Source organism: Spirillospora sp. NPDC046719 (assembly GCF_040645715.1).
Classification (GTDB): Bacteria; Actinomycetota; Actinomycetes; order Streptosporangiales; family Streptosporangiaceae; genus Spirillospora.
This window is the reverse complement of sequence record NZ_JBEYYT010000108.1, coordinates 5,287-25,831: the sequence shown is the minus strand read 5'-3', so window position 1 is coordinate 25,831 and position 20,545 is coordinate 5,287. Positions and strand designations below refer to the sequence as shown.

18 protein-coding genes and 2 pseudogenes are annotated in these 20,545 nt (G+C 70.3%); 8 read left to right on the top strand and 12 right to left on the bottom strand.

Annotated features, from left to right (window positions below):
• From ABZ914_RS20120 to ABZ914_RS20085, 8 genes are all read right to left on the bottom strand, one after another.
• Positions 1 to 408 (bottom strand): alpha/beta hydrolase (locus tag ABZ914_RS20120; protein ID WP_500194723.1); only part of this gene is annotated, 408 nt, incomplete at its 3' end.
• 82 nt (positions 409 to 490) lie between these two features.
• Complete coding sequence (locus ABZ914_RS20115; protein WP_433135382.1) at positions 491 to 832, bottom strand: VOC family protein; 342 nt, start codon at positions 830 to 832, stop codon at positions 491 to 493.
• Between the two features lies 1 nt (position 833).
• On the bottom strand, positions 834 to 1,010 hold the full coding sequence (locus tag ABZ914_RS20110; RefSeq protein ID WP_190856668.1) for a ribbon-helix-helix domain-containing protein: 177 nt from the start codon (positions 1,008 to 1,010) through the stop codon (positions 834 to 836).
• Between the two features lie 519 nt (positions 1,011 to 1,529).
• Positions 1,530 to 2,333: an ABC transporter permease gene (locus ABZ914_RS20105; protein ID WP_500194722.1), complete on the bottom strand. Its 804-nt coding sequence runs from the start codon at positions 2,331 to 2,333 to the stop codon at positions 1,530 to 1,532.
• Positions 2,330 to 3,304 (bottom strand): ATP-binding cassette domain-containing protein, encoded by a 975-nt coding sequence (locus ABZ914_RS20100; RefSeq protein WP_500194720.1) that lies wholly within the window; start codon positions 3,302 to 3,304, stop codon positions 2,330 to 2,332. The genes ABZ914_RS20105 and ABZ914_RS20100 overlap by 4 nt, the downstream gene beginning before the upstream one ends.
• Before the next feature lie 29 nt (positions 3,305 to 3,333).
• Positions 3,334 to 4,179, bottom strand: coding sequence for a DUF4097 family beta strand repeat-containing protein (locus tag ABZ914_RS20095; protein WP_500194717.1), 846 nt, complete (start codon positions 4,177 to 4,179; stop codon positions 3,334 to 3,336).
• Positions 4,180 to 4,263: 84 nt separating this feature from the next.
• A complete protein-coding gene (locus ABZ914_RS20090; protein ID WP_500194715.1) occupies positions 4,264 to 4,782 on the bottom strand; it encodes a toxin-antitoxin system HicB family antitoxin in 519 nt (172 codons plus the stop codon).
• 130 nt (positions 4,783 to 4,912) lie between these two features.
• Positions 4,913 to 5,473, bottom strand: coding sequence for a DUF1062 domain-containing protein (locus ABZ914_RS20085; protein ID WP_500194714.1), 561 nt, complete (start codon positions 5,471 to 5,473; stop codon positions 4,913 to 4,915).
• 367 nt (positions 5,474 to 5,840) lie between these two features.
• Between ABZ914_RS20085 and ABZ914_RS20080 the strand changes: the two are divergent.
• Positions 5,841 to 6,032: pseudogene (locus tag ABZ914_RS20080) on the top strand (IS5/IS1182 family transposase); the annotation flags it as partial.
• Between the two features lie 281 nt (positions 6,033 to 6,313).
• The gene (locus ABZ914_RS20075) at positions 6,314 to 7,570 is read left to right on the top strand and encodes a cation:proton antiporter domain-containing protein (protein WP_500194713.1); all 1,257 of its coding nucleotides are present in this window, start codon (positions 6,314 to 6,316) and stop codon (positions 7,568 to 7,570) included.
• Positions 7,571 to 7,593: 23 nt separating this feature from the next.
• On the opposite strand, the gene ABZ914_RS20070 is transcribed toward ABZ914_RS20075, so the two are convergent.
• The gene (locus ABZ914_RS20070) at positions 7,594 to 8,298 is read right to left on the bottom strand and encodes a GntR family transcriptional regulator (RefSeq protein WP_500194711.1); all 705 of its coding nucleotides are present in this window, start codon (positions 8,296 to 8,298) and stop codon (positions 7,594 to 7,596) included.
• A gap of 156 nt (positions 8,299 to 8,454) precedes the next feature.
• Between ABZ914_RS20070 and ABZ914_RS20065 the strand changes: the two genes are divergently transcribed.
• The gene (locus ABZ914_RS20065) at positions 8,455 to 8,997 is read left to right on the top strand and encodes a YbhB/YbcL family Raf kinase inhibitor-like protein (RefSeq protein WP_500194709.1); all 543 of its coding nucleotides are present in this window, start codon (positions 8,455 to 8,457) and stop codon (positions 8,995 to 8,997) included.
• Positions 8,998 to 9,067: 70 nt separating this feature from the next.
• On the opposite strand, the gene ABZ914_RS20060 is transcribed toward ABZ914_RS20065, so the two are convergent.
• Positions 9,068 to 10,207, bottom strand: coding sequence for an FAD-dependent oxidoreductase (locus ABZ914_RS20060; RefSeq protein ID WP_500194707.1), 1,140 nt, complete (start codon positions 10,205 to 10,207; stop codon positions 9,068 to 9,070).
• A 111-nt stretch (positions 10,208 to 10,318) separates the two neighbouring features.
• Here ABZ914_RS20060 and ABZ914_RS20055 point away from each other — a divergent pair, with 111 nt between their 5' ends.
• The gene (locus ABZ914_RS20055) at positions 10,319 to 11,053 is read left to right on the top strand and encodes a TetR/AcrR family transcriptional regulator (protein ID WP_500194705.1); all 735 of its coding nucleotides are present in this window, start codon (positions 10,319 to 10,321) and stop codon (positions 11,051 to 11,053) included.
• 81 nt (positions 11,054 to 11,134) lie between these two features.
• Here ABZ914_RS20055 and ABZ914_RS20050 read toward each other — a convergent pair whose 3' ends face one another.
• Positions 11,135 to 12,292 carry a tyrosine-type recombinase/integrase gene (locus tag ABZ914_RS20050; protein WP_500194703.1) on the bottom strand — a complete coding sequence of 386 codons (1,158 nt, stop codon included), beginning with the start codon at positions 12,290 to 12,292 and terminating at the stop codon, positions 11,135 to 11,137.
• Between the two features lie 1,037 nt (positions 12,293 to 13,329).
• Between ABZ914_RS20050 and ABZ914_RS20045 the strand changes: the two genes are divergently transcribed.
• Together ABZ914_RS20045 and ABZ914_RS20040 are read left to right on the top strand one after the other, a co-directional pair.
• Complete coding sequence (locus ABZ914_RS20045; protein WP_500194726.1) at positions 13,330 to 16,290, top strand: protein kinase domain-containing protein; 2,961 nt, start codon at positions 13,330 to 13,332, stop codon at positions 16,288 to 16,290.
• A 322-nt stretch (positions 16,291 to 16,612) separates the two neighbouring features.
• Positions 16,613 to 16,957, top strand: coding sequence for a hypothetical protein (locus ABZ914_RS20040; protein ID WP_500194702.1), 345 nt, complete (start codon positions 16,613 to 16,615; stop codon positions 16,955 to 16,957).
• A 354-nt stretch (positions 16,958 to 17,311) separates the two neighbouring features.
• On the opposite strand, the gene ABZ914_RS20035 is transcribed toward ABZ914_RS20040, so the two are convergent.
• On the bottom strand, positions 17,312 to 18,100 hold the full coding sequence (locus tag ABZ914_RS20035) for a hypothetical protein (RefSeq protein WP_500194700.1): 789 nt from the start codon (positions 18,098 to 18,100) through the stop codon (positions 17,312 to 17,314).
• A gap of 1,201 nt (positions 18,101 to 19,301) precedes the next feature.
• On the opposite strand from ABZ914_RS20035, the gene ABZ914_RS20030 reads away from it, so the two are divergent.
• Both ABZ914_RS20030 and ABZ914_RS20025 read left to right on the top strand, forming a co-directional pair.
• The gene (locus ABZ914_RS20030) at positions 19,302 to 19,637 is read left to right on the top strand and encodes a hypothetical protein (protein WP_500194699.1); all 336 of its coding nucleotides are present in this window, start codon (positions 19,302 to 19,304) and stop codon (positions 19,635 to 19,637) included.
• Positions 19,634 to 20,545 (top strand): annotated as a pseudogene (locus ABZ914_RS20025) (hypothetical protein); the annotation flags it as partial. The gene ABZ914_RS20030 and the pseudogene ABZ914_RS20025, both read left to right, overlap by 4 nt.

Sequence of the window (20,545 nt, the reverse complement as noted above, 5' to 3'; positions counted from 1 at the left end):
GGGGGTCTGCGCCCCCCCCCCGGCGAGCGCGGGGTCGCCCGCCGCGACGCGCAGCAGATGCCCGCCCGACAGCGAGAACCCCCACGCTGCGACCGCGGCGGGGTCGACGTCCGGCAGCGACCGCGCGCGGCCGATCGCGGCCCGCCAGTCCGCCAGGTGCTCGCCCACCCGCGCGACCTGGCGCGGCAGCCCGCCACTCTCCCCCAGATGCCGGTAGTCGAAGGCCAGCACACCGAACCCGGCCCGGGCGAACCGCTCCGCGAACCGGTCGGTGCCCGGCTCCTTGGTGACCCCGAACCCGCCGGCCATGACCACGCACGCGCCGTTCGAACTCGGATAGTGCCAGGCCGCGCACTGCACGCCGCCACTGTCGAACCGGACCTTCTCCCGCTGTACGGACGTCCGCATGCCTGCCTCCGGATGGACGGACTCGCTGTCCCTGAAGTGAACCACGTGGTTCACAAATCTGTCCATCGCGTCGGGCAGCGAGTCACTTCCCCGGGGCCTGCAGGATCCACAGGCGCCCGTCGGGGTCCCGGACGGTCATCTCACGGCTCCCGTAGTGGGTGTCCTCGAACGGCGTCACCACCTCGACGCCCGCGCCGGGACGGAACTCCTCCGCGTCCGCCACCTTCAGCACCATCCGCGCCTGCGGCTCCCGGTCCTCGGGCACCTCGGCGATGAAGACGTAGGGGCCGTCGCCCTTGCGGAGCCGCCCGGAGTTGTGATCGGTCTCGAACTCCAGCTCGAACCCCAGCGACCGGAAGAACCCGGCCGCCTTCCCCCAGTTGTGCGTCTCCAGGTAGACGGCCTCGAAGCCCTCGGTGGTCATCTCACTTCCCCTTCTCGCTGGACCGCTCCTGCGGGCCGCCGTCGTCGAGGTAGGCGCGCAGCGCCTCCGCGACCAGCGCCGACAGCGACAGCTCCGCCTCGATGGCACGGTGCTTCACCTGCTTGATCAGCCCGATCGGCAGGTACACGTTGAACTGCTTGACGTCCTCGTCGCCCACGCGAGGATGCTAGCACACTAGCTCATTAGCCTCTCGGTCGAGGTCCGGCGCTGGCTGCGATCAGAACCTCGCTGTCTACGCCCGGCAGTACCCGCCCAGGCAGAGCCGGGTGCCGCTGCTGCAATTGCCCGGGTGGACGCCGCCGTCATCTCGCACGCCGGTCACGCGATCAACCTGCACCGCAACGCCTATCTGGCCTACCGCGCCACCCTCGCCTGCACCAACCGCATCCGCGCCATCCACATAGGAACACACCACAAAGCCCCGGCAGCACATGGATGCTGCCGGGGCTTTGTGGTGATGCGTGCGGGCCGGTGTGCGGGTCGCCTCTCGGCGAATGGCGCCACGCGGCTCCAGCCGGACGGTATTCCGCGAAGGCGATAGATGAGGCCCGGGGACACCAGGCACACCGACCATCACGTATAACCACCCGACCCCGCATGCTGTTCCCGCCCCGCACGCTGGTGGCGGGAGGCCGGACGCCCGATTCCCCGGTCTCCCGCGCCGGTGCGGCGGTGGTCAGGTGCTGACCGCTTTCCTGTAGAGGCGGGTGGCCAGGGGGACGAACACGACCAGGAGGACGGCGATCCAGAGCAGCGATGCCAGGACGGCGTGCCGGATCGGCCAGACGTCCGAGGTCCTCAGCGCCGCGCTGGTGTTGCCGAAGAGCCCGCGTACCGCCTGGGTGAAGGTGGAGACGGGGTTCCATTCCGCGACGACGCGCAGCGGCGCGGGGAGTTTCGAGCTGTCCAGGAAGGCGTTGGAGACGAACACCAGCGGGAACGAGACCATGGTGGCGACGTTGTTGAAGCTCTCCGGCGTGCGCAGGGCCAGCGCGACGGTCGCGGTGACCCACGAGAACGCGTAGGCGAACAGCATCAGCAGCCCGAACCCCAGCACCGCCTCGGAGGGCGAGGTGTGCACCCGCCAGCCGACGATCAGCCCCATCACCGCCATGACGGCCAGGCCGGCGAGGTTCATCAGCAGGTCGCTGACGGTCTGCCCGATCAGCACCGCGGACGGGGCCATCGGCAGCGAGCGGAACCGGTCGAAGATGCCCTTCTGCAGGTCCAGGGTCAGCGTGTACCCGGTGATCTGCGCGCTCATGATCACCGCCTGGACGAAGATGCCGGGCAGCAGGAACTCCCGGTAGGGCATCCCCGGCACGTGGATGGCGCTGCCGAAGACGTAGGCGAACAGCAGCACCAGCACGACCGGCAGCATGATCACGCCGCCGAGCATGTCCGGCGACCGCCGGATCTTCAGGGCGTTGCGCTTGGCGATGGTCCACCCGTCGGCGACGGGCATGATGACGGCGTTCATCGGACGGCCTCCCGGACCTGCTCGCCGGCGCCGGACGCCTGGTGCCCGGTCAGGGTGAGGTAGACGTCGTCGAGGGTCGGGCGCCGCAGCCCGGCGTCCTGGATCCGGACGCCGTCCTCGGCGAGGCGGCCGAGGACGCTGCGGAGCGCCTCGGGGCCGTCGGTCACCGGGACGGTGATCCGGAGCGACTCCGGCGCGGTCCGCATGGCGCCGACGGCGACCCAGGCGAGCGCCTGCCGCGCGGCCTCCAAATCGGCGGGATCGGTCACCGTCAGCTCGATGCGGCTGCCGCCGACCTGGTCCTTGAGCTCGTCGGCGGTGCCGCGGGCGATGGCGCGGCCGTGGTCGACCACCATGACCTGGTCGGCGAGGCGGTCGGCCTCCTCCATGTACTGGGTGGTCAGCAGCAGCGTGCTGCCGCCCCCGACGAGTTCGGAGATCGTGTCCCACAGGGCGGCGCGGGCGCGCGGGTCCAGGCCGGTGCTGGGCTCGTCCAGGAACAGCACGGGCGGGTCGGCGACCAGCGCGGCGGCGAGGTCGATGCGTCGGCGCATGCCGCCGGAGTAGCCCTTCACCGGACGGTCCGCGGCGTCGGAGAGGTCGAAGCGTCCGAGCAGCTCGCGGGCGCGGGCCCTGCTGCGCTTGGCGCCCAGGTGGTAGAGGCGCCCGACCATCTCCAGGTTCTCGGCGCCGGTGAGGTGCTCGTCGACGGCGGCGTACTGGCCGGACAGCCCGATGTGGGCGCGCAGCCGCCGGGCGTCCTCGACGACGTCGTGTCCGGCGACGGTGGCGCGTCCGGCGTCGGGCCGCAGCAGCGTGGTCAGGACCCGCACGGCGGTGGTCTTGCCGGCGCCGTTCGGGCCGAGCAGGGCGAGCACCGTGCCCTGCGGGACGGAGAAGCTCAGCCCGTCCAGGGCCGTCACCTCGCCGTATCTCTTCACCAGCCCTTCGGCGGTGATCGCGTCGCTCATGAGGGGGCTCCCTTGCTGGTCTTCGGGGGTCAGGACCGGTGGACGTCGATGTCGCCCCAGTTGGTGTGCGCGTGCACTTCCACGACCGCGTCGGACGGCTCGGGCCCCTCCGCGGCGGTCAGGGTGCTGCGCACGACGCCGTTCTTGGAGTGCAGATCCAGCCAGGCGGCCGTGCCCTCGGCGATGCCGACGCCGACCTTGCCGTGGCCGGTCTCCAGCCGGACGGTGCCGCTCACCGCCTCGCCGATCCGGATCCGGCCGTGCGCGGTCTTGACGGTGAGACCGGCCAGCGTGCGGCCCACGGTGACGTCACCGGTGCCGGTCTTCAGCTGCAGGTCCCCGGTCACCTCGCCCAGGGTGATGGATCCGGTGGAGGCCTTCACGGTGCCGGTGCCGTCGATGGCGCCGATCCGGATCGACCCTGTGGAGGTGGCCGCCTCGGCCTGGCCGGTCACCCGGTCCACGGTGATGTCGCCGGTGGAGGTCTTGGCGTCCAGCGGACCGGTCTCCTCCAGCCGCACGTCCCCGATCGAGCTGTGCACGACGGTCTCGCCGAGCGCGCCGGTGGCGACGACCTCCGCCGCGACCTTGGCCTCCAGGCGGGACCCGGCGGGCAGGTCGATGGTCACCTCGATGGAGCCGCGCCACGGCAGCACGTACTTCAGGCCCTTGGGCTTGGGGCCCTTGACCAGCAACCGTCCGCCGGAGCACTCCACGACCGTCCGCTCGGCGGCCTGCACGCTCGCCTCCGCGGACGGGTCGCTCGGACGCACCTCCACCACGGTGTCGGTGCGTTCGCTCGCGTTGATCCGGACCTGGCCGCCGTAGACGTCGATGTCGGCGGTGATCGGCTCGGGGGTGTCGAAAGTAGGCATGGCGGAGCCCTCCTCATGGGTCCGGTCCAACATCCCGGCGCGGGGCCGGGCGATGAGTGAAGGAATGAAGCCGAGCGGATGCCGCTAGCGCACCCAGCCGGTGTAGCCGCGACCGCTCTGGGGCCGCTGGGCCTGCTCGGCGGGACGGCCGCCCGCGCCGGGCTCGAACGCGGCGGAGACGGCACGGACCAGCCAGGCGTTGACCGAGATCCCCTGCCGGCCCGCCGCCTCCTCCACGCGCAGCTTGAGGTGCTCGGGCAGCCGCAAGGTCATCCGCGCGGTGCCGCCCTCCTCCCCCGACGGCGGCACGGCCTCGGGCACCGGCGACGGTGCGGCGACGGCGGCGTCCGGGGACGGCGCGGGCGGCGGCGTCACCACGAACGCGGGTTCGCCGCCCCGCAGCCGCACGTCGACCGAGCCCGGTGCGAGATCCCGGGTGATCTCGTCGGCCGCGGCCGACAGCGCCTCCAGCAGCGCGAGCCTGGCCGCCGAGTCGAGCGCCCCGGTGAGCCGCTCGGCCAGCGCCCGCGCATCCGGACCCCCCGCCTCGGCGGCGACGGCGAGTTCGCGGCGGAGGTTCTCGACGTACGGCATCAAGTCCATGCCACCACCATGACGCCATAGTGATGTCATGTCAAGCCGAAGTGACGTCATCTGACGTCCAGCTGACGTCACACGCCGAGAGAAGGTGCGGCCGCGGCGGGCCGGGTGACCCACCGCGGCCGCCTCCCCGCTAGTCCCCGGGCATCACGGTGAAGGTGAACCCGGTGGTCGTCGGACGGCGCAGCGGGATCTCGCACTTGATCCGGCGCAGCACCTCGCTTCTGCTGACGCCGAGGCCCTGAGCGATGAGCCGGTCCGGACGCACCGGCACCGGATCCTCGAACACGACCTGCACCCGGACCGGCCATGCCTCGTCGAGCCATGCCGACGGGGCGTCCAGCCGCCAGGCACCCGTCCAGTCCAGGGCGAAGCGGTTGCGCCGGGCGAGCAGCGGATCCAGCAGCGTGGACGCCACCAGGTCCGGTTCGTTGACGCGGTAGCCGTGGAGTTCGGCCGGATCGAAGGACCTGACCGGCGCCCGCTCGTGGACGGTGAGCTTGCTCGTCCGGTCGCAGGACGTGCAGCGGACCAGCAGCCACACGTCCAACAGCTTGCCGTTGGCGTTGACGCGGAACCTGCCCTCGCCGGTGGTGGCCGACTCCGACCGGCAGTCCGCGCACCGCAGTGACAGCAGAGGCAGCCGGGTCCGGCGAACGACCCAGGGCAGCGCGGTATGAGGTTGTGAAGACATGATCTCTCTGGACCTGACACGAGGCCGATTGCGCGCGGCCTCGAACGCTGTACGGCCGGGTGCGCAAGGGCAGCCCGGCAGAGCCGACGGGGTCCGTCGGCTACAGGTGAGCGGAAGAAGGTGTCAGGTCTAAAGAGCAGGCGGGGTCACGCGGGTCCGTCCTCTGTCCTCACGGCGATGGGCCGCACGCAACCTACGGGAAGGCGGACGAACCGTTCAAACGGTTTTCCGGCACCGCGATACTCCGCATCAACCCCGGCCCGCAGAACACGCTGCCCTCCGGGTTCGCCAGGCACGAGGCCGGCGATGCAGCCAGTGGCTTGTGCGCCCGCTCCCGTTCGCGGCCGACAAGTGCCCGCGGGCGCGCACACCGTACAAGGGGCGTGACAAGTCCGAGACGCAAAAGGACGCCAACCACGCACACGCCGAACTCCGCGGGCCCGGCGAACGACCGGACGCCCAGCTCAAGCCATGGAGAGTTCCACGGGAGCCGCGCTGCTACACCCACTGCGCCGGGCGCCTCGCCAAAGCCATCCGCACCCTGCAATACCGAGAGGCCGCAGCACACCGAGAAAGGCTCAGTGCGTCAAGGGCGGCTATGGCCATGTTGATGTGTTGTTGGACTCGGCTTGGCTTCCTTTGGTGACCGCCTCAATTGTCTCGATCTCAAGCCATCTCACTATGCAAGAACTTGGCCGCCTCTTATAGGCGACCGGCGGGTAGCCGCGTACTGTCACGGATCGTGCCTTTTACGCTTATCTCCGATAAGCGGCCCAGGGTGGAGCGACTCGACTCAAGTGGCTTGACCATTAAGGGGAGCCCTCTTTGACCAGTCATCAAGTGCAGCTGTTTCTCCTGGACGTAACGTTGATTCTGCTGGTGGCGCGCGGGCTCGGCGCGCTGGCCGGGCGTGTGGGGCAGCCAGCCGTAGTGGGCGAGATAATCGCCGGTATTCTGCTCGGGCCCACGCTGATGGGCGGCGCGATCTCGGACGCACTGTTCCCCGCCGATGTGCGGTCCTCGCTTACGGGGGTCGCGAATCTCGGTCTGGCTCTGTTCATGTTCGGCGTCGGACTCGAGGCGGACGCCGGGGCGCTGCGAGGCCGGGGACGGCTGGCCATCGGCGGACTTTTCGGAGCCAACCTCGTCCCTCTCGCGCTGGGCATCGGTCTGGGGTTCTACCTGTTGCGCGAGTATTCGGCGCGAGGCGCGTCGCCGACCGCGTTCGTGCTGTTCATCGGTCTGGCGATCTCGGTGACCGCCTTCCCGGTGCTCGCGAGGATCATCGACGGCCGGGGGTTGTTCGCCACCGAATTGGGCGGACTCGCGCTGGCGATCGCCGCCCTGGTCGACGTGGTGGCCTGGGCTGAACTCGCCGTCGTCCAGGCCATGGTCGGTGGCGGAGCAACGTTGTGGCGTACAGCCTTGTTCGTCCTCTATGGGGCCGGTGTGCTGCTCATCGTCCGGCCCGTGTTGCACAGGCTCATCCGCGCGGAGCGGAGCCAGAAAGCCCCTGCGGCGTGGACCTTCCCCGTGGTTCTGGCAGGGGCGCTGCTGTCCGGTGCGGCCACCGAGGCAATGGGCATGCACTTCATTCTCGGTTCTTTTCTGTTCGGCATGGCCATGCCGCGCACCGGCAGCGCTGCTTTGCATGCCGACATTAGCGACGGCCTCACCCGACTGACCTCGGTGCTGTTGCCGGTGTACTTCGTGGTCGCGGGGCTGCAGATCAACCTGGCGTCTCTGAAGATCTCCAGCCTCTGGCAGTTCGGCGCCATTCTTTTCGTCGCGGTGGCGAGCAAGCTTGGCGGGACCTACCTGGGGCTGCGGACCCAGGGCATGTCCGCGCGGCCTTCCATGGCCATCGCGGCCCTGATGAACACGCGGGGGCTGACAGGGCCGATCGTCGTAGGAATCGGCCTGCAGATGCACCTTTTCGGTGGCGAGTTGTACTCACTAATGATCGTCATGATGCTGGTCACCACCCTCATGACCGATCCATTGCTGTCGCTGACGTTCCGCGGCACGGTGAAGATCCCCGGCTCCATCCGTGAGGGCGAGGAGTCCGCGAGGTTGCAAGTGGCAACGCCGCCCTGACCGCCGCGGTCGGTGAAGTCGCGTCAGCCCTGGTTCGCGGGGTCGTCGCCGGCGAGGACGGCCGCCGTCATGGACAGGTGGAGGGTGAGGGCCTCGGCCGCGGCGTCGGCGTCGCGGGCCAGCGCCGTCTCCTCCAGCCGGCGGTGCTCGCCGACGGCGTCCCGCTCGGGCCCGCGGTGCGCGGACCAGCGGCGGGCCAGCTCGCTGGCGGTCCACAGCCGGTCGAAGGTGTCCAGCAGGACGGGGTTGCCGCACCCTTCCAGCAGGGTGCGGTGGAACACCCGGTGGGCTTCGGCCCAGGCGGCGGTGTAGTACTCGCCCTCGTCCGGCGCGTACGGCGGGGTGCGGGCCAGACGGTGGAAGGCGGCGCGCACCCGGGCCTCCCAGTCGATGTCGCCGCGCTCGATGGACATGCGCAGCATGACCGGTTCGACGGCCCGGCGGGCCTCGGCGATCTCCTGCCAGCGGCGGTCGGAGAAGGCCGGGACGGCGAAGCCGCGGTTCGGCAGCCGGTCGGCGAGGCCCTCGCCGACCAGCCGCACGAGCGCCTCGCGCACCACGGCCAGGCTCACTCCCTGCTGCTTGGCGAGGTCGTGCGGCTTGAGGGCGTCGCCGGGGACGTGCTCTCCCCGCATGATCGCGTCCCGGAGGCGTGCATGGACCTGCTCGGAGAGCATCCGCTTCCCCGGCCCGACCTCCGGGAACGGGGGGTGCGCTGTCTGAGGCATGGCGCCAGCATAGACGAAGATGCAAATAATCGATTTTCGGTGCTATGGTCGATTCATGGCGACGTGAGAGTGGACGGTCCCGCCCCCTGCACGACGCCGCGGGCCTCCATCGGCTCGGCCCACGCCACCCACGGCACAACCCGAAAGGAAATCGCGATGAGCGAGAACGACCCCTTCGCCCGCCTCCCCGAGGCGGCCTCCTTCTCCGTGACCAGCACCACCGTCGGCGACGGCGACGCCTGGCCGCCCGAGCAGCTCGCCTCCGGCGTCCCCGGCGGCCGGGACGTCTCCCCGCAGCTGTCGTGGAGCGGCGCGCCCGAAGGCACGAAGAGCTATGCCGTCACCATCTACGACCCCGACGCCCCGACCGGGTCCGGGTTCTGGCACTGGGCGGTCGCCGACATCCCCGCCACCGTCACCGAGCTGCCCGAAGGCGTCGGCGACGACACCGGCTCAGGCCTGCCCGAGGGCGCGTTCCAACTGCCCAACGACGCCCGGGTCGCGCGCTACATCGGCGCTGCCCCGCCGGCCGGTCACGGACCGCACCGCTACTTCGTCGTCGTGCACGCCCTCGACGTCGCCTCGATCGGCGTCCCGGCGGACGCGACTCCGGCGCTCCTCGGCTTCACCATGGCCGGCCACATCCTCGGCCGCGCGGTCCTGACCGCCACCGCCGAAACCGCAGCGGCCGCCGCCTGACCGCAAGGGACGGCCCCGACCGTCCCCCACACGGGCGCCGCCCACGCACCGGGGGCGGCGCCCTTCCGGCTCACGCGACGGTCCGTTCTTCGGTCCCGGCGAGCATGCCGATCAGGCTGTGCGGTGCGCCGTCGCCGAACATGAGTTCGTGCAGGTGGGCGGCATCGGCGGCCTCAGCGGCGCTGCGCGGGAACAGCGCCCGCTCGTACTCGGTGAACGCGGCCTCGACGTCGCCGGGGTGCGCGGCGATCGCCTGGCCGAGGTCGGCGCCGTCGTACATGGCGAGGTTGGCGCCCTCGCCGGACGGGATCATGAGGTGGGCGGCGTCGCCGAGCAGCGTCACGCCCGGCACGCGGTCCCAGCGGTGACCGTCGGGCAGAGCGTGGAGGGGGCGCAGGACCGGCGCGGCGTCACCGTCGGTGATCAACGCGGTGAGGGCGGGCGCCCAGCCGCCGAACTCCCGCGCGACGCGCGCGGCCGCCGCGGCGGGATCGGTGAAGTCGATGCCGGCGAACCAGTCCCGCGGCCTGCGGAGCGCCACATAGGTGTGGAGGGTCCCGCCGCTCTCCCGGTGGGCCTGGATCCCCTTTCCCGGCCGGAGCGCGAACATCGTCCCGCCGCCGACCGCCTTCGCACAGGCGGGGTGCCGGGTGTCGGCGTCGAACAGGTACGTCTCGACGAACGACATGCCGGTGTACTCGGGGACGGCGCCGGAGAGCAGCGGCCGGACCCGTGACCAGGCGCCGTCCGCGCCGACCAGCACGCTCGTGACGACGGTGCCGCCGTCGGCGAAGGCCACTTCATGGCGGCCGCCGCCCAGGGCCCGGACGCCGGTGACCTTGCGGCCCCACCGGACGGTGCCGGCGGGGAGCGAGTCGAGCAGCATCCGCCGCAGCTCGCCGCGCTGCACCTCGGGGCGCCCGCCCGTGCCATCGTCGGGTTCGTCGAGCAGGACGGTCCCGTCCGAGGCGAGGGCCCGTGTCGCCTCGCGGCCCTCCAGGACGAGACCGCGGAACTCCTCGATGAGGCCCGCCGCCTGGAGGGCCGGTTGGCCGTTGTGGTCGTGGATGTCGAGCATCCCGCCCTGCGCGCGCGCCGTCGGCGACGGCTCCGCCTCGTAGACCGTGGACGGGATTCCGTGGACGTGCAGGACGCGCGCGAGCGTGAGGCCGCCGAGCCCGGCGCCGATGATCGTGACGTGAGCGGTCATGGTGGCTCCCTTCGGGGGTGCGAGGCCGGGGCCGGCCCGCCTCTGGTACGCCGTTCCATCACCCCAACGCCGCGCTTTGGAACGATGTTCCAGACGTGGCAGGATGGCGGTATGGCTACGCGGGCACGCCGGTCGCACCGGCGCACGGAGGCGCTCTCCCGGGAGCGCATCGTCGAGGCGGCCGTCGAGCTGCTCGACGCGGCCGGCGAGGGCGGGCTGACGTTCCGGGCGCTCACCGACCGCCTCGCCACCGGCCCCGGAGCGATCTACTGGCATGTGGCGAACAAGGGCGAGCTCCTCGACGCCGCCACGGACGCCGTCGTCGCCGCCGCTCTGGCCGTCGAGCCCGCCGGCCTTCCGGACTCGCCGCGGGACGAGATCCGCGCCGTCGCGCTCGGCCTGTTCGAAGCGACCGAAGAACACCCCTGGCTCGGCGCTCAGCTCGCCGCGCAGCTGTCCCGCAACCCCGCCGGGACGGTCACACCGCGGATCTTCGAAAGCCTCGGCCGGCGGGTCCGCGCGCTGGGCGTGCCGAGGGGCGACCGGTTCACGGCGACGTCCGCGCTGATGCACTACATCCTGGGCGCCGCAGGCCAGAACGCCGCGAACACCACCGGCGCCGCCGCTCTCGGACCCGACACCGACCGCGCCGAGTTCCTCGACGCCGTGTCCACGGCATGGAAGGAGCTCGACGCCGACGACTACCCGTTCACCCGTGCCGTCGCGGACGAGCTGCGCGAGCACGACGACCGCGAGCAGTTCCTCGCCGGGATCGATCTGATCCTCGCGGGCATCACCGCCCTCCACCTGCCCGGCGCGCAGGCGCGCACATCACCCGCCACCTGAAACCGGCAGCAGGTCACCGCACCGCGTGAGCACGTCCCCGGCTTGACCTGCCCCTTTCCGCCCGCGACGGAGGAAACGGGCCTAGCGGTTCTCGCTGTCCGGTGGGGGCTCGTACCGGCGGCGGTGCCGGGCGGCGCCGGCGCTGAGGATCCGGCTGAGGTCGTACGCGGGAGAGCGGTCGAGGCTTTCGCGGTCCTCGTCGTAGCGGCGGGTGGTGGCGGGGTTGGCGTGGCCGAGGAAGTCCTGCACCACGTGGAGGGGGTGGCCGTCGAGCAGGACGGTCGCCACGCCGTGCCGGGCGCTGTGGGGCGAGAGCTGGTCGGCCCCGTGGACGCCCGCCGCCGCGGCGACCCGCCGTACCAGCCGGAACACGTACGGCTGGTCGATGGGGCGGCCGGTGCGGGTGGCGAACAGCGGGGCCGCCGGGTCGAGCGGCCGGCCGGGACGCTCGCGGCGGTGTTCGAGGTAGGCGTCGATGGCGTCGGCCGCCAGCGGAGGCAGCACGAAGCGCTTGGTGGCACCGCCCTTGACCGGCAGGTCGATGGTCCGGTGCCCGGAGTCGTGGCCAAGGCTGTCCACGGTGGTGTCAGTGACGGAACCGACCCGGCAGCCGGTGGAGAACATCAGGGCCAGCACCGCGGTGGTGCGCGGCGTCTCGTGCACCTGCGCGTAGGCCAGCATCCGCTCCATGTCGTCGGCGGAGATGCCGCGGGTCGTGGAGTACTGGCTGACCCGCGGCCGCTCCATCCCGGAGCCGAACGGGTTGCGCGCGGCGAGGCCGGCGCGGTGCAGGTAGGCGTACCAGGAGCTGACGGCCGACAGCCGCCGGGCGCGGGTGGCGTTCTTCAGGCCCTGGGCGCGCAGGGCGGCCAGGTAGAGGTCGGCTTCGAGGTGGCTGATGTCGGTCGGGTCGAGGCCCCGGGTGATGACCCACGTCAGCCACCAGGCCACCTCGCGGATGTAGCCGGCCTGGGTGGCGGGCGAGGAGCGGCGCTCGCCTTGGAGCCAGGTCCCGGTCGCGTTCGCCAGCTCCCGCAGCGTGGCCGCCGGCAGGTCGGCCCCGGATCCGGCGCGCGCGAGGAGGTCGGCGAGTTGGTGCGGGGTCCGGGCGGGCGCCGGACCGCGTAGTGCCACGGTCGGCGCGGTGGCGACTTCGACGCCCTCTCCTGGGACGGCGAGATGCGCGGGGACTGCGGCCTCGCCGACGGCGGTGTCCGTCGTCGGGCGCTCCGGGCTCATGCGGCCACTGCTGTTGGACGACAAGTAGATGTCAGTAATCGCGTCAGGTTTGACAGTGGCAGCGGGTGTCTGACGGAGGTGCTGACTTGATCGGTGGGGCGCGCATTTGCGCAGCTAGACGGGCCAGAGCATTTATTAAACCATTCATATTTCCCTGTGTGCCAATTATTGGCCGACGACGCCCCCACCCGCCAGCTCCGCCAGACCTGCATCGACGTGCTGTGCGCCTTTCTGCGCCTTCCCTACGACCACGACCCCGGTGACACCCCGCCCCCAGAGCAGGACCCTATCGAGCACGCCCGTGGTGACCGTGTTGAGGACGACCCGCTGGAAGGGCCGGTCACCAGCCACGGTCCTGACGTTCCGGGGTAAAGACCGCGTATCCCGGAGCCCCGGTGGCCTCGCCGCCGTGGTGCGCGCGGCGGGCGCCTAGGGGAATGCGTCGCGCCGCGGGAGCTGTCCGCCGCGCGACGATACCCGGCCGCCTCGGCCTGCATGGTGGGGCAGCTCGGCGCCGAGCTGCCCACCGCGCCGTTCCGGATCTCGACCCCCGCTGACGTCCAGCGGTGGGTTTCGTCGTCCGCCGGGGTGGGGCCGACTTGTGCGACGAATACCCGATACCCCGGGGGGTGAGAATGCCTCGGCTGGAGTGAGGCGTTACGGGGATTCGTCAACTCCACCGCTGTTCGCCAGCCACCGGCACCGCCGAAGGGAAGACGGATTAGCTTCACAAGGGAGACCGCGATGTCCAGGCGTGTGCCCGGCCCGTGGTGGCGCACAGCGGGAACGGTCGGGATGCTGGCGCGCCCGTGACCGGCGTCAAGAGGTCTGGGGAAGGACACCCGGTACGCGCTGGCCAAGTGCCGGACCGCCGCCGAGGTGTGCGAGGTGCTGAACACGATGGCCGCCACTCATCCCGATCATTTGGGCGTTCGGCTGCCCTACGGGCGGGCTCGGTCCGCGTCGGCCAGCTCGGCGCGCGGAATTTCGATTGCCCGTCACACTGCGGGCGGGGCGGGCGGGTTACGGTGAACGGCATGGAGGGGCGGGCTGTGCTGGCGGGCCGCTACCGGTTGGACCGGCGCTTGGGCGGCGGCGGGATGGGCCAGGTGTGGCAGGGCTTCGACCAGATCCTGGCCCGCCGGGTCGCGGTCAAGCTGATCCACGCCGAGCTGCGCGACGACGCGGGGCTGGCCGGGCAGGCGCTGGGCCGGTTCCGGCGGGAGGCCACGGCCGCGGCCCGGCTGAACCACCGCAACATCACCACGGTTTACGACTTCGGCGAGCATCCTTACACCGATCCCGACGGTCGAGTCAGGCTCTTTCCGTTTCTGGTGCTGGAGTTTTTAGAGGGCGGCGATCTGGCCTCGCTGCTGGAACAGGCCCCCGCGGGGCTGCCGATGGGCCAGGTCGTGGACTATGGCATCCAGACCTGCGCTGGGCTGGCCGCAGCGCACCGCGCTGGCGTTGTGCACCGTGACATCAAGCCCGCCAACCTGATGCTCGTGCCCGAGGGGACCGTCAAGATCTGCGACTTTGGCATCGCGCGCCTCCCCGACGTCGCGACGAGCCTGACCGTCTATGGCGCACCGATGGGCACGCGCGGCTACATGCCCCCCGAGCAGGAGCAGGGCAAACCGGTCGATCATCGCGCCGATCTGTATGCACTCGGCGTAACGCTCTACCGCCTGCTCACCGGCCCGGCCCAAATCGACGCCCCACATGGCGTCCGCCCGATCGGTCTAGACACAGACCTCGATGACCTCCTCAGCGCTCTGGTCGCCGAGAACCCTGAGCATAGACCGAAGTCCGCGGACGAGGTGGCCGAGCAACTGCGCACCATCGCGCGGCACACCTTCGCCGACCGGCGGCACTACGACGATCCACGATTCCCCTCACTGCGGCGGCAACGCAGAGATGGCACCCTGCTCGGCACCCGGCAGGAGTCGGCGGCAGCGAATGCAGCGGCGGAGCCGCCCCGTCCGTGGCTGGTGCCGCGGCAGTTGCCCGCACCCGGTTCGGTGTTCGTCGGCCGCCAGGATGCTCTGACTGCGCTGTCCGGGCTGCTGCCCAGTGACGGAGCGTGCGAGCCGGTGGTGATCTCGGCAATCGCCGGCGGCGGGGGGGTTGGAAAGACCACCCTGGCCGTGCACTGGGCGCATCAGATCGCTGACCGATTCCCCGACGGGGCGCTGTTTGTCGACCTTCGCGGCTATGGCCCGGCAGAGCCGCTCAGCCCATTGGAGGCCCTAGACGCCTTCCTGCGCGCGTTGGACGTGCCCGCCACCAAAATTCCGGACGAACTGCACGCCAGGTCCGCGCTGTTCCGTTCAATGCTGGCCGGTCGTCAGGTCCTGGTGGTGCTGGACAACGCGGCCGACGCCGACCAGGTCCGCCCGCTGCTGCCCGGCGCTCCCGGCTGCCTGGCACTGATCACCAGCCGCAGCCACCTGGCCGGCTTGACCACCCGCGAAGGAGCCCACCGCGTGCCCCTAGACGTCCTCTCCTCTGACCAGGCGGTGCACCTGCTGAGGCGCACCATCGGCGCCAGTCGGGTGGATGCCGAACCCGACCAGGCCCACGAACTGGCACGGCGGTGCGGGCATCTCCCGCTCGCCTTAAGAATCGCCGCCGACCGGGCAGCCAATGATCCACACCTGCGGCTGGCCGATCTGGTCGCCGAACTCGCCGACGAACACCACCGGCTGGATGTCCTGGCCACCAGCGACGACCCAACCACCGCAGTCCGGGCGGTGTTCTCCTGGTCCTACCGTCGGCTGTCTGAACCCGCCGCGCGGGCGTTCAGGCTGCTGGGCCTGCACGCCGGTCCGGACATTGCTCTAGACGCCGCCGCTGCCCTGCTCGACCTGCCGGCCCCCCGCGTCCGCACGGTCCTGGACACCCTGACCGGACAGCATCTACTGCAGCACAGCGGACGCGACCGCTACCGCTTCCATGACCTACTCAGGGTCTATGCGGTAGAACGCGCCGACCTAGACCAGCCCTCCCACGCAGGTGACCAGGCCTTCAGACGACTGTTAACCTGGTACCTTCACGCCATTTACACCGCCTATCGTGTGCTCATCCCGAACAGTTGGCAGCCTCCCCTCGAGAAGGTGAGTGATAGCGGACCGCTGCCGTTGAGCTTCAACAACCTCGGTCAGGCATTGGCCTGGTTCGATGAGGAGAGGGCCAACCTGGTGGCCGCCCTCCGCCGGGCCGCCGACTTCGGCCATGACACCGCCGCATGGAAACTTGCCTACGCACTTCATGCGTTCCTCTCCCTGAGATGGCATCCCGATGACTGGCTATCCGTCCTGGACACAGGCCTCGCGGGAGCCCGGCGTCAAGAGGACGAAGTCGGGCAAGCGCGGATGTTGATGTCCCAGGGCGGGCGGCTCCACGACTTGGGCAGCTACCGGGAAGGCGTCGAGGTCGCAGAAAGGGCGCTCCTGCTGAGCCAACAGGTCGGTGACCAGTGGAGTGTGTGCACCTGCCATAATCTTCTCGGGTTGCTCCGCGTCCAGCTTGGCGAGCTCGATACAGCGATGGGGCACCTGCAGCAAGCGCTGCTAATCGCTCAGGCCATCCCCGACCGCCGCGCAGAGGGCATCGCTTTGATGCACCTTGGTCCGGCTTATTTGGGGCTCGGAGAACTCGACAACGCCATCGAGTGCAGTCAGCGGGCAGCGGCGATCTTTGAAGAGACCCAAAACCCCGACAGCCAGGCAGCCGCACTGCGCCGACTGGGCGAATCGTATCGCAGATATCGACGATACGACGACGCCATTCACCATTACCAGAAGGCTATCGAAGTCCTGCGTGACACCGAGTTCGAACGGTGGAACGGGGTCCCCCTCGCCGATCTGGGAGAGCTCTATCTCACCATCGGCCATACGAAACAAGGACGACGATGCCTGCGAGAAGCGCTGACCATCCTCATTCCGGTCGATCACCCTTGGGTGCCCAAGATCCGCAGCCGACTAGCGTCCATCTAGCCCGAGCCTGGGACAACGCGCGGACGGGCGGGAGTAGGGATCGCGGACGGTACACGCAGTTTGTCGACGTGGCAATCGAAGTCGACAAGTGGCGCCGCTGACCTGCGTATTCACGAACGGGCTCACGCAGAAAGGCCCTCATTGCCACACGCCATGAGATCGCCCTCTTCGGCAGTCCAGTTGGAGGTACGACGGTCGCACCGGCCGCGATCCGCCGCCATGCCCTGGCAGTGGATCTCCACCGCGAGTACGGCGGCGGTCGGCGTCGCAGCGGGTCGGCACGAACTGGGCGGCCAGCAGAGGCCGGCGCCATGAGAAGGCGATGGCCGCGGACCGGCATGCACACGAACGCCGGACCGCGCACGACGAATGGCTGCGCGATCTACGCAAAGAGGCCTACGTCGGTCTGGTCGACATGGCCGAGAAGGCAGGGCAGTTCGTGGAGGGCGATCGGCCTGTATGGGAGAGCGATCCTCCCGCGCCGCCGCCCGAACTTCCCGACTTGGACGAGCAGCGGAAGATCATGGCCCGGGTGATCGCGTTCGGGACCGAGGTGGTCCTGGCGCTAGCCGGCGAGTGGGAGGAGGCGGTGAAGCGGGCGCTGGTCGCCGCTAGTGCGATGCCCACCGCTTGGAGTCGGCTTATGAGTCGCGTGACGAGGAGGTGAAGGCACGGAACGCCCTGGAACGACGGATCGCGGAGGAACTGCAGGGCGACCCGTGCGGGACGGATGAGCACGGTCGCGCACGCAGGCCAGATCATCGTCCCGGGTCGGGATTAGGAGATGGCCGCGCTGCTTCGTGCGTCGGCGGACAGATGACACACACCTTCGCGGCCGTCATCGCCGCCTGGTCGACAGGGGGCGGCCGACATGATCTGCAGCGGGCGGCGAAGGCAGGATCGGCGGGTTGCCGTGGGACGGCAGCGGCGGTGACGGCTTGATGCTCGTGGGGGCGTCAGCGCCCGTCGGGTATGCCGCTTGCGGCGCCGGACCTGACGTTGCGGGTGCCGTGTAACCGCCTCAATGTCCGTGGCGGTGGCCTGGGAGCTTTCCCGGCTGCGCAAACCAGGGATCGTCGGGGAAGACCTGGGCGAGTCTTTCCTGCACCTCGTCGCGGACTTTCGCGGCGCCATGACGGATGATGGGGTCCCAGCAGTATCTCCTCACGGTCGGGTGCCTCGACGCGTCGGGGCACATGAGGACGGCTATGACGCGGATCGGCCAGATGAGGGAGTCGACCTGCCCGCAGTTCAGCAGTGTCATCAGGCTGTTCTCGATGCCCGACGCGGTGTGGATGTTCTCCAGCAGGTACCTCCAGGTTGAGTTCACCGCGACGCCGATCACTCCGGTGCGGCGCAGCCCGTCCGTCAACTCTGGCGCCTCTCTGCTCGCCAGGATCCTCTCCACGGTCGGGATCATCCGTCCTTTGAGTTCCTCGTAACGGCTGATCGCTTGGGCCATCTGGGCGAGCAGTTCGCACCAGAAGTGCGTTTCGCCGGCCCACCTTTGGAATTGTCGCATGCGTGGTGAGCCGAGTTGATCGGTAAGTCCGCGCAGGACCATACCGCGACCGGGTAACTGCGCCGCATCCTCGAATGCCGCCTCCTCGGCGGTCTTGGCGCAATTCAGCAGCCAGCGGTCTCGGTGCATCCAGTGCACGACGTCGGCCCTGGCGCACCCGATCGCGGCCTGTTTACGGTTCAGCCCCGAGGGTCTGGCGAGCCAGTCCTGCTCCCGCTTCGCCACATACTCGTACACGGCCTCGTCCTCACCATCGGCGACCTCGAAAGCCCCCTGGCAGCCGTGCATGGCACCACCACATTCACACTCGCAGCCGGGCCACCTAGCCTGAGCACAGTTGCTGTTATGGGCCACGCCTCCTCCTCGAGTGAGCGAGGAAAGCATCATCCGTGGAGGATTGATGATTGTAAATCCCTGATACCGACACAGGCCGACGACCCTCTGTTCCGAATAGTGAGATCGACATCCACCACGCTCCTTCGAAACTTCCTGGCCAGGGTCGGAGCCGGCGCCGGAGGCGGCCTACATGGGCTTTGCGCGTGTCGTCGTCGAGGTCGTTGTCGACGATGATGATCTGGAACGGAGGCCGCCAGGCAGCGGTGCGGGTCCCACTCCAGATCTCTAGGTACTCCAGGATCCGGATGCACCCGGTGGGCCAGGACTCGGCCGCTGGCGCTTGGGCCGAAATACATGCGCGGGGAATCGATGAACAGCAGAGAGGGCTACGCACAGTCCTGGTTCTCCAGGGCGTATGTGAGCAGGGGGTGAGGCTGTAGGCGGTGGCCACGGTGGATCGGGCGCCGCCACCGCGGCGTTCGAAGGCGAGCCCGTCGTCTTCGGGCAGGAAGCGGGGTCGATCCTGTGGCGACCGGCCCATTTCGGTGGGCCGATTCTCCCGAGGACTCTGGTGAAGATTTCGGCGAGTCTCGCGACCAGACCGGGGCTGCCGTCGGTTGCCGTGCGGCGGCGTGGGCAGCCTTGCGTTCCGCTAGGGCATTCCGCCGTTGGCGGATGTCGTCCTGCAGGTCGGTGACTCGCGCGGCCTCCGTGTGTGCTCGCTGCAGTTACTTGAGTTGTCCGTCGATCTCACCGACCCGCTCGGCGGCGTGCTCGATAGCTTCGGCGGCCGGGGGCGGGAAAGCGGGTGCGCTCGTCGAAGAGCCTCTGCACCGAGGCGATCTCGTCTCGGTGACGGCGGCGGTCACGTCGCCGCCATCGACGACTGAGCGATTCGCGTCCGCACACCGATGGTCGGGTGAGACCATCGCCCCATGCCGTGGTGGAACAGGAAACTCCAAAGGCTCGGGGACGCTGACCCGCCCCTTGCCCGGGGAGAACCGTCCCTGCCTCGCCGTTACATCTGGCGCGAGTCCTTCCGTTCCTCGCTGAAGGCATTGCCTCGTTGTGTACCGGTGACGGGACATACACCGCCGGAACGGGTGAGGTTGTGAGAGCGGGTGCGCTGATCTTGGCGGTGATCGCGGCTGCGGTGAGGGCAGCCGGGACGCTCGTGGTGTTCTGGCTCGCGCGGGGACTGGAGCAGGCGGGCCGGCCGGCCGACGTGTTCGGCGCGTTCGCCGCCCCGGGCGCGCTCGTGATGACCCGGCCCCACCGCGGCCCGGCGCCCGTCCCGCCACCGACGCCCGGGCGGCCCGGCGAGCAGGGCACCGCGACCGTTAACACCTTCAGCGGCGGGGCCGCCCACGGCCCAGTGGTCATGGGCCGCGACATCACCTTCATCGGCCCGCCCGCTCCCGCCACCGGCCCGGCCACCGGCGCCGGTGCGGACGAGGAGGTCCGGGACGGCGCCGGACCGTCCCGGTGAGCGACGGGACCCGCAACCAGATCACCGGCGGGATCTTCTTCTCCGCCGTGGTCCAGGGGCGCGACATCACCGTGCAACTGCCGCCCGCCGTGACCCCCGCGCTGTCCGGGCTGCCGGCCGGATCGGCCGCGTTCACCGGCCGCGAGGACGACCTGCGCCGCGTGCTGGCCCCGCTCGCCCCCCAAGCCCTCCCGGCCCCGCGGAGCCGGGACACCGCGGCCCCGACGCCCGTCGGCGCGGCGGTCAGCGGGATGGCGGGGGTCGGCAAGACGGAACTGGCCGTCCAGACCGCCCGGACCGCGCTGGACGACGGCTGGTTCCCCGGCGGCGTCCTGTTCGTCGACCTGTTCGGCTACGACACCGCCCGGCGCGTCGAACCCGAAGTGGCATTGGACGGGTGGCTACGCGCCCTCGGCATCCCCGGCGAGCACATCCCGCCCGGCCTCCAGAACCGGTCCCGGCTGTTCACCTCGGTCCTGGACACCTACGCCCGGGAGGGCCGCCGGATCCTCGTCGTGATCGACAACGCCGCCTCGCACGAGCAGGCTGCGCCACTGCTGCCGGCCGACGGCCGCACGGCGGCGATCGTCACCTCACGGCACCGGCTCGGCATGCTGAACATGCGGAAGGTCGATATCGGTGTCCTGCCCGCCGAGGACGCGGTGACGCTGCTAAGGCGCGCCATGGCCATCCTCGATCCGGGCGACACCCGGATCGAGGACCATCCCGGCGACGCTGCCGCGATCGCCCGGCTGTGCGGCGGGCTGCCGCTGGCGCTGCGTATCGTCGCGGCACTGCTGGCGGACGAGCCGTGGCCGCCCCGGGGCGGGGCGGTGGCCCGCCAGGGGGGATTCGGGGGGGGGGGGGGGGGGGTGTTAAAACCCGGCGCCGACGGTGTGATAGCGGGT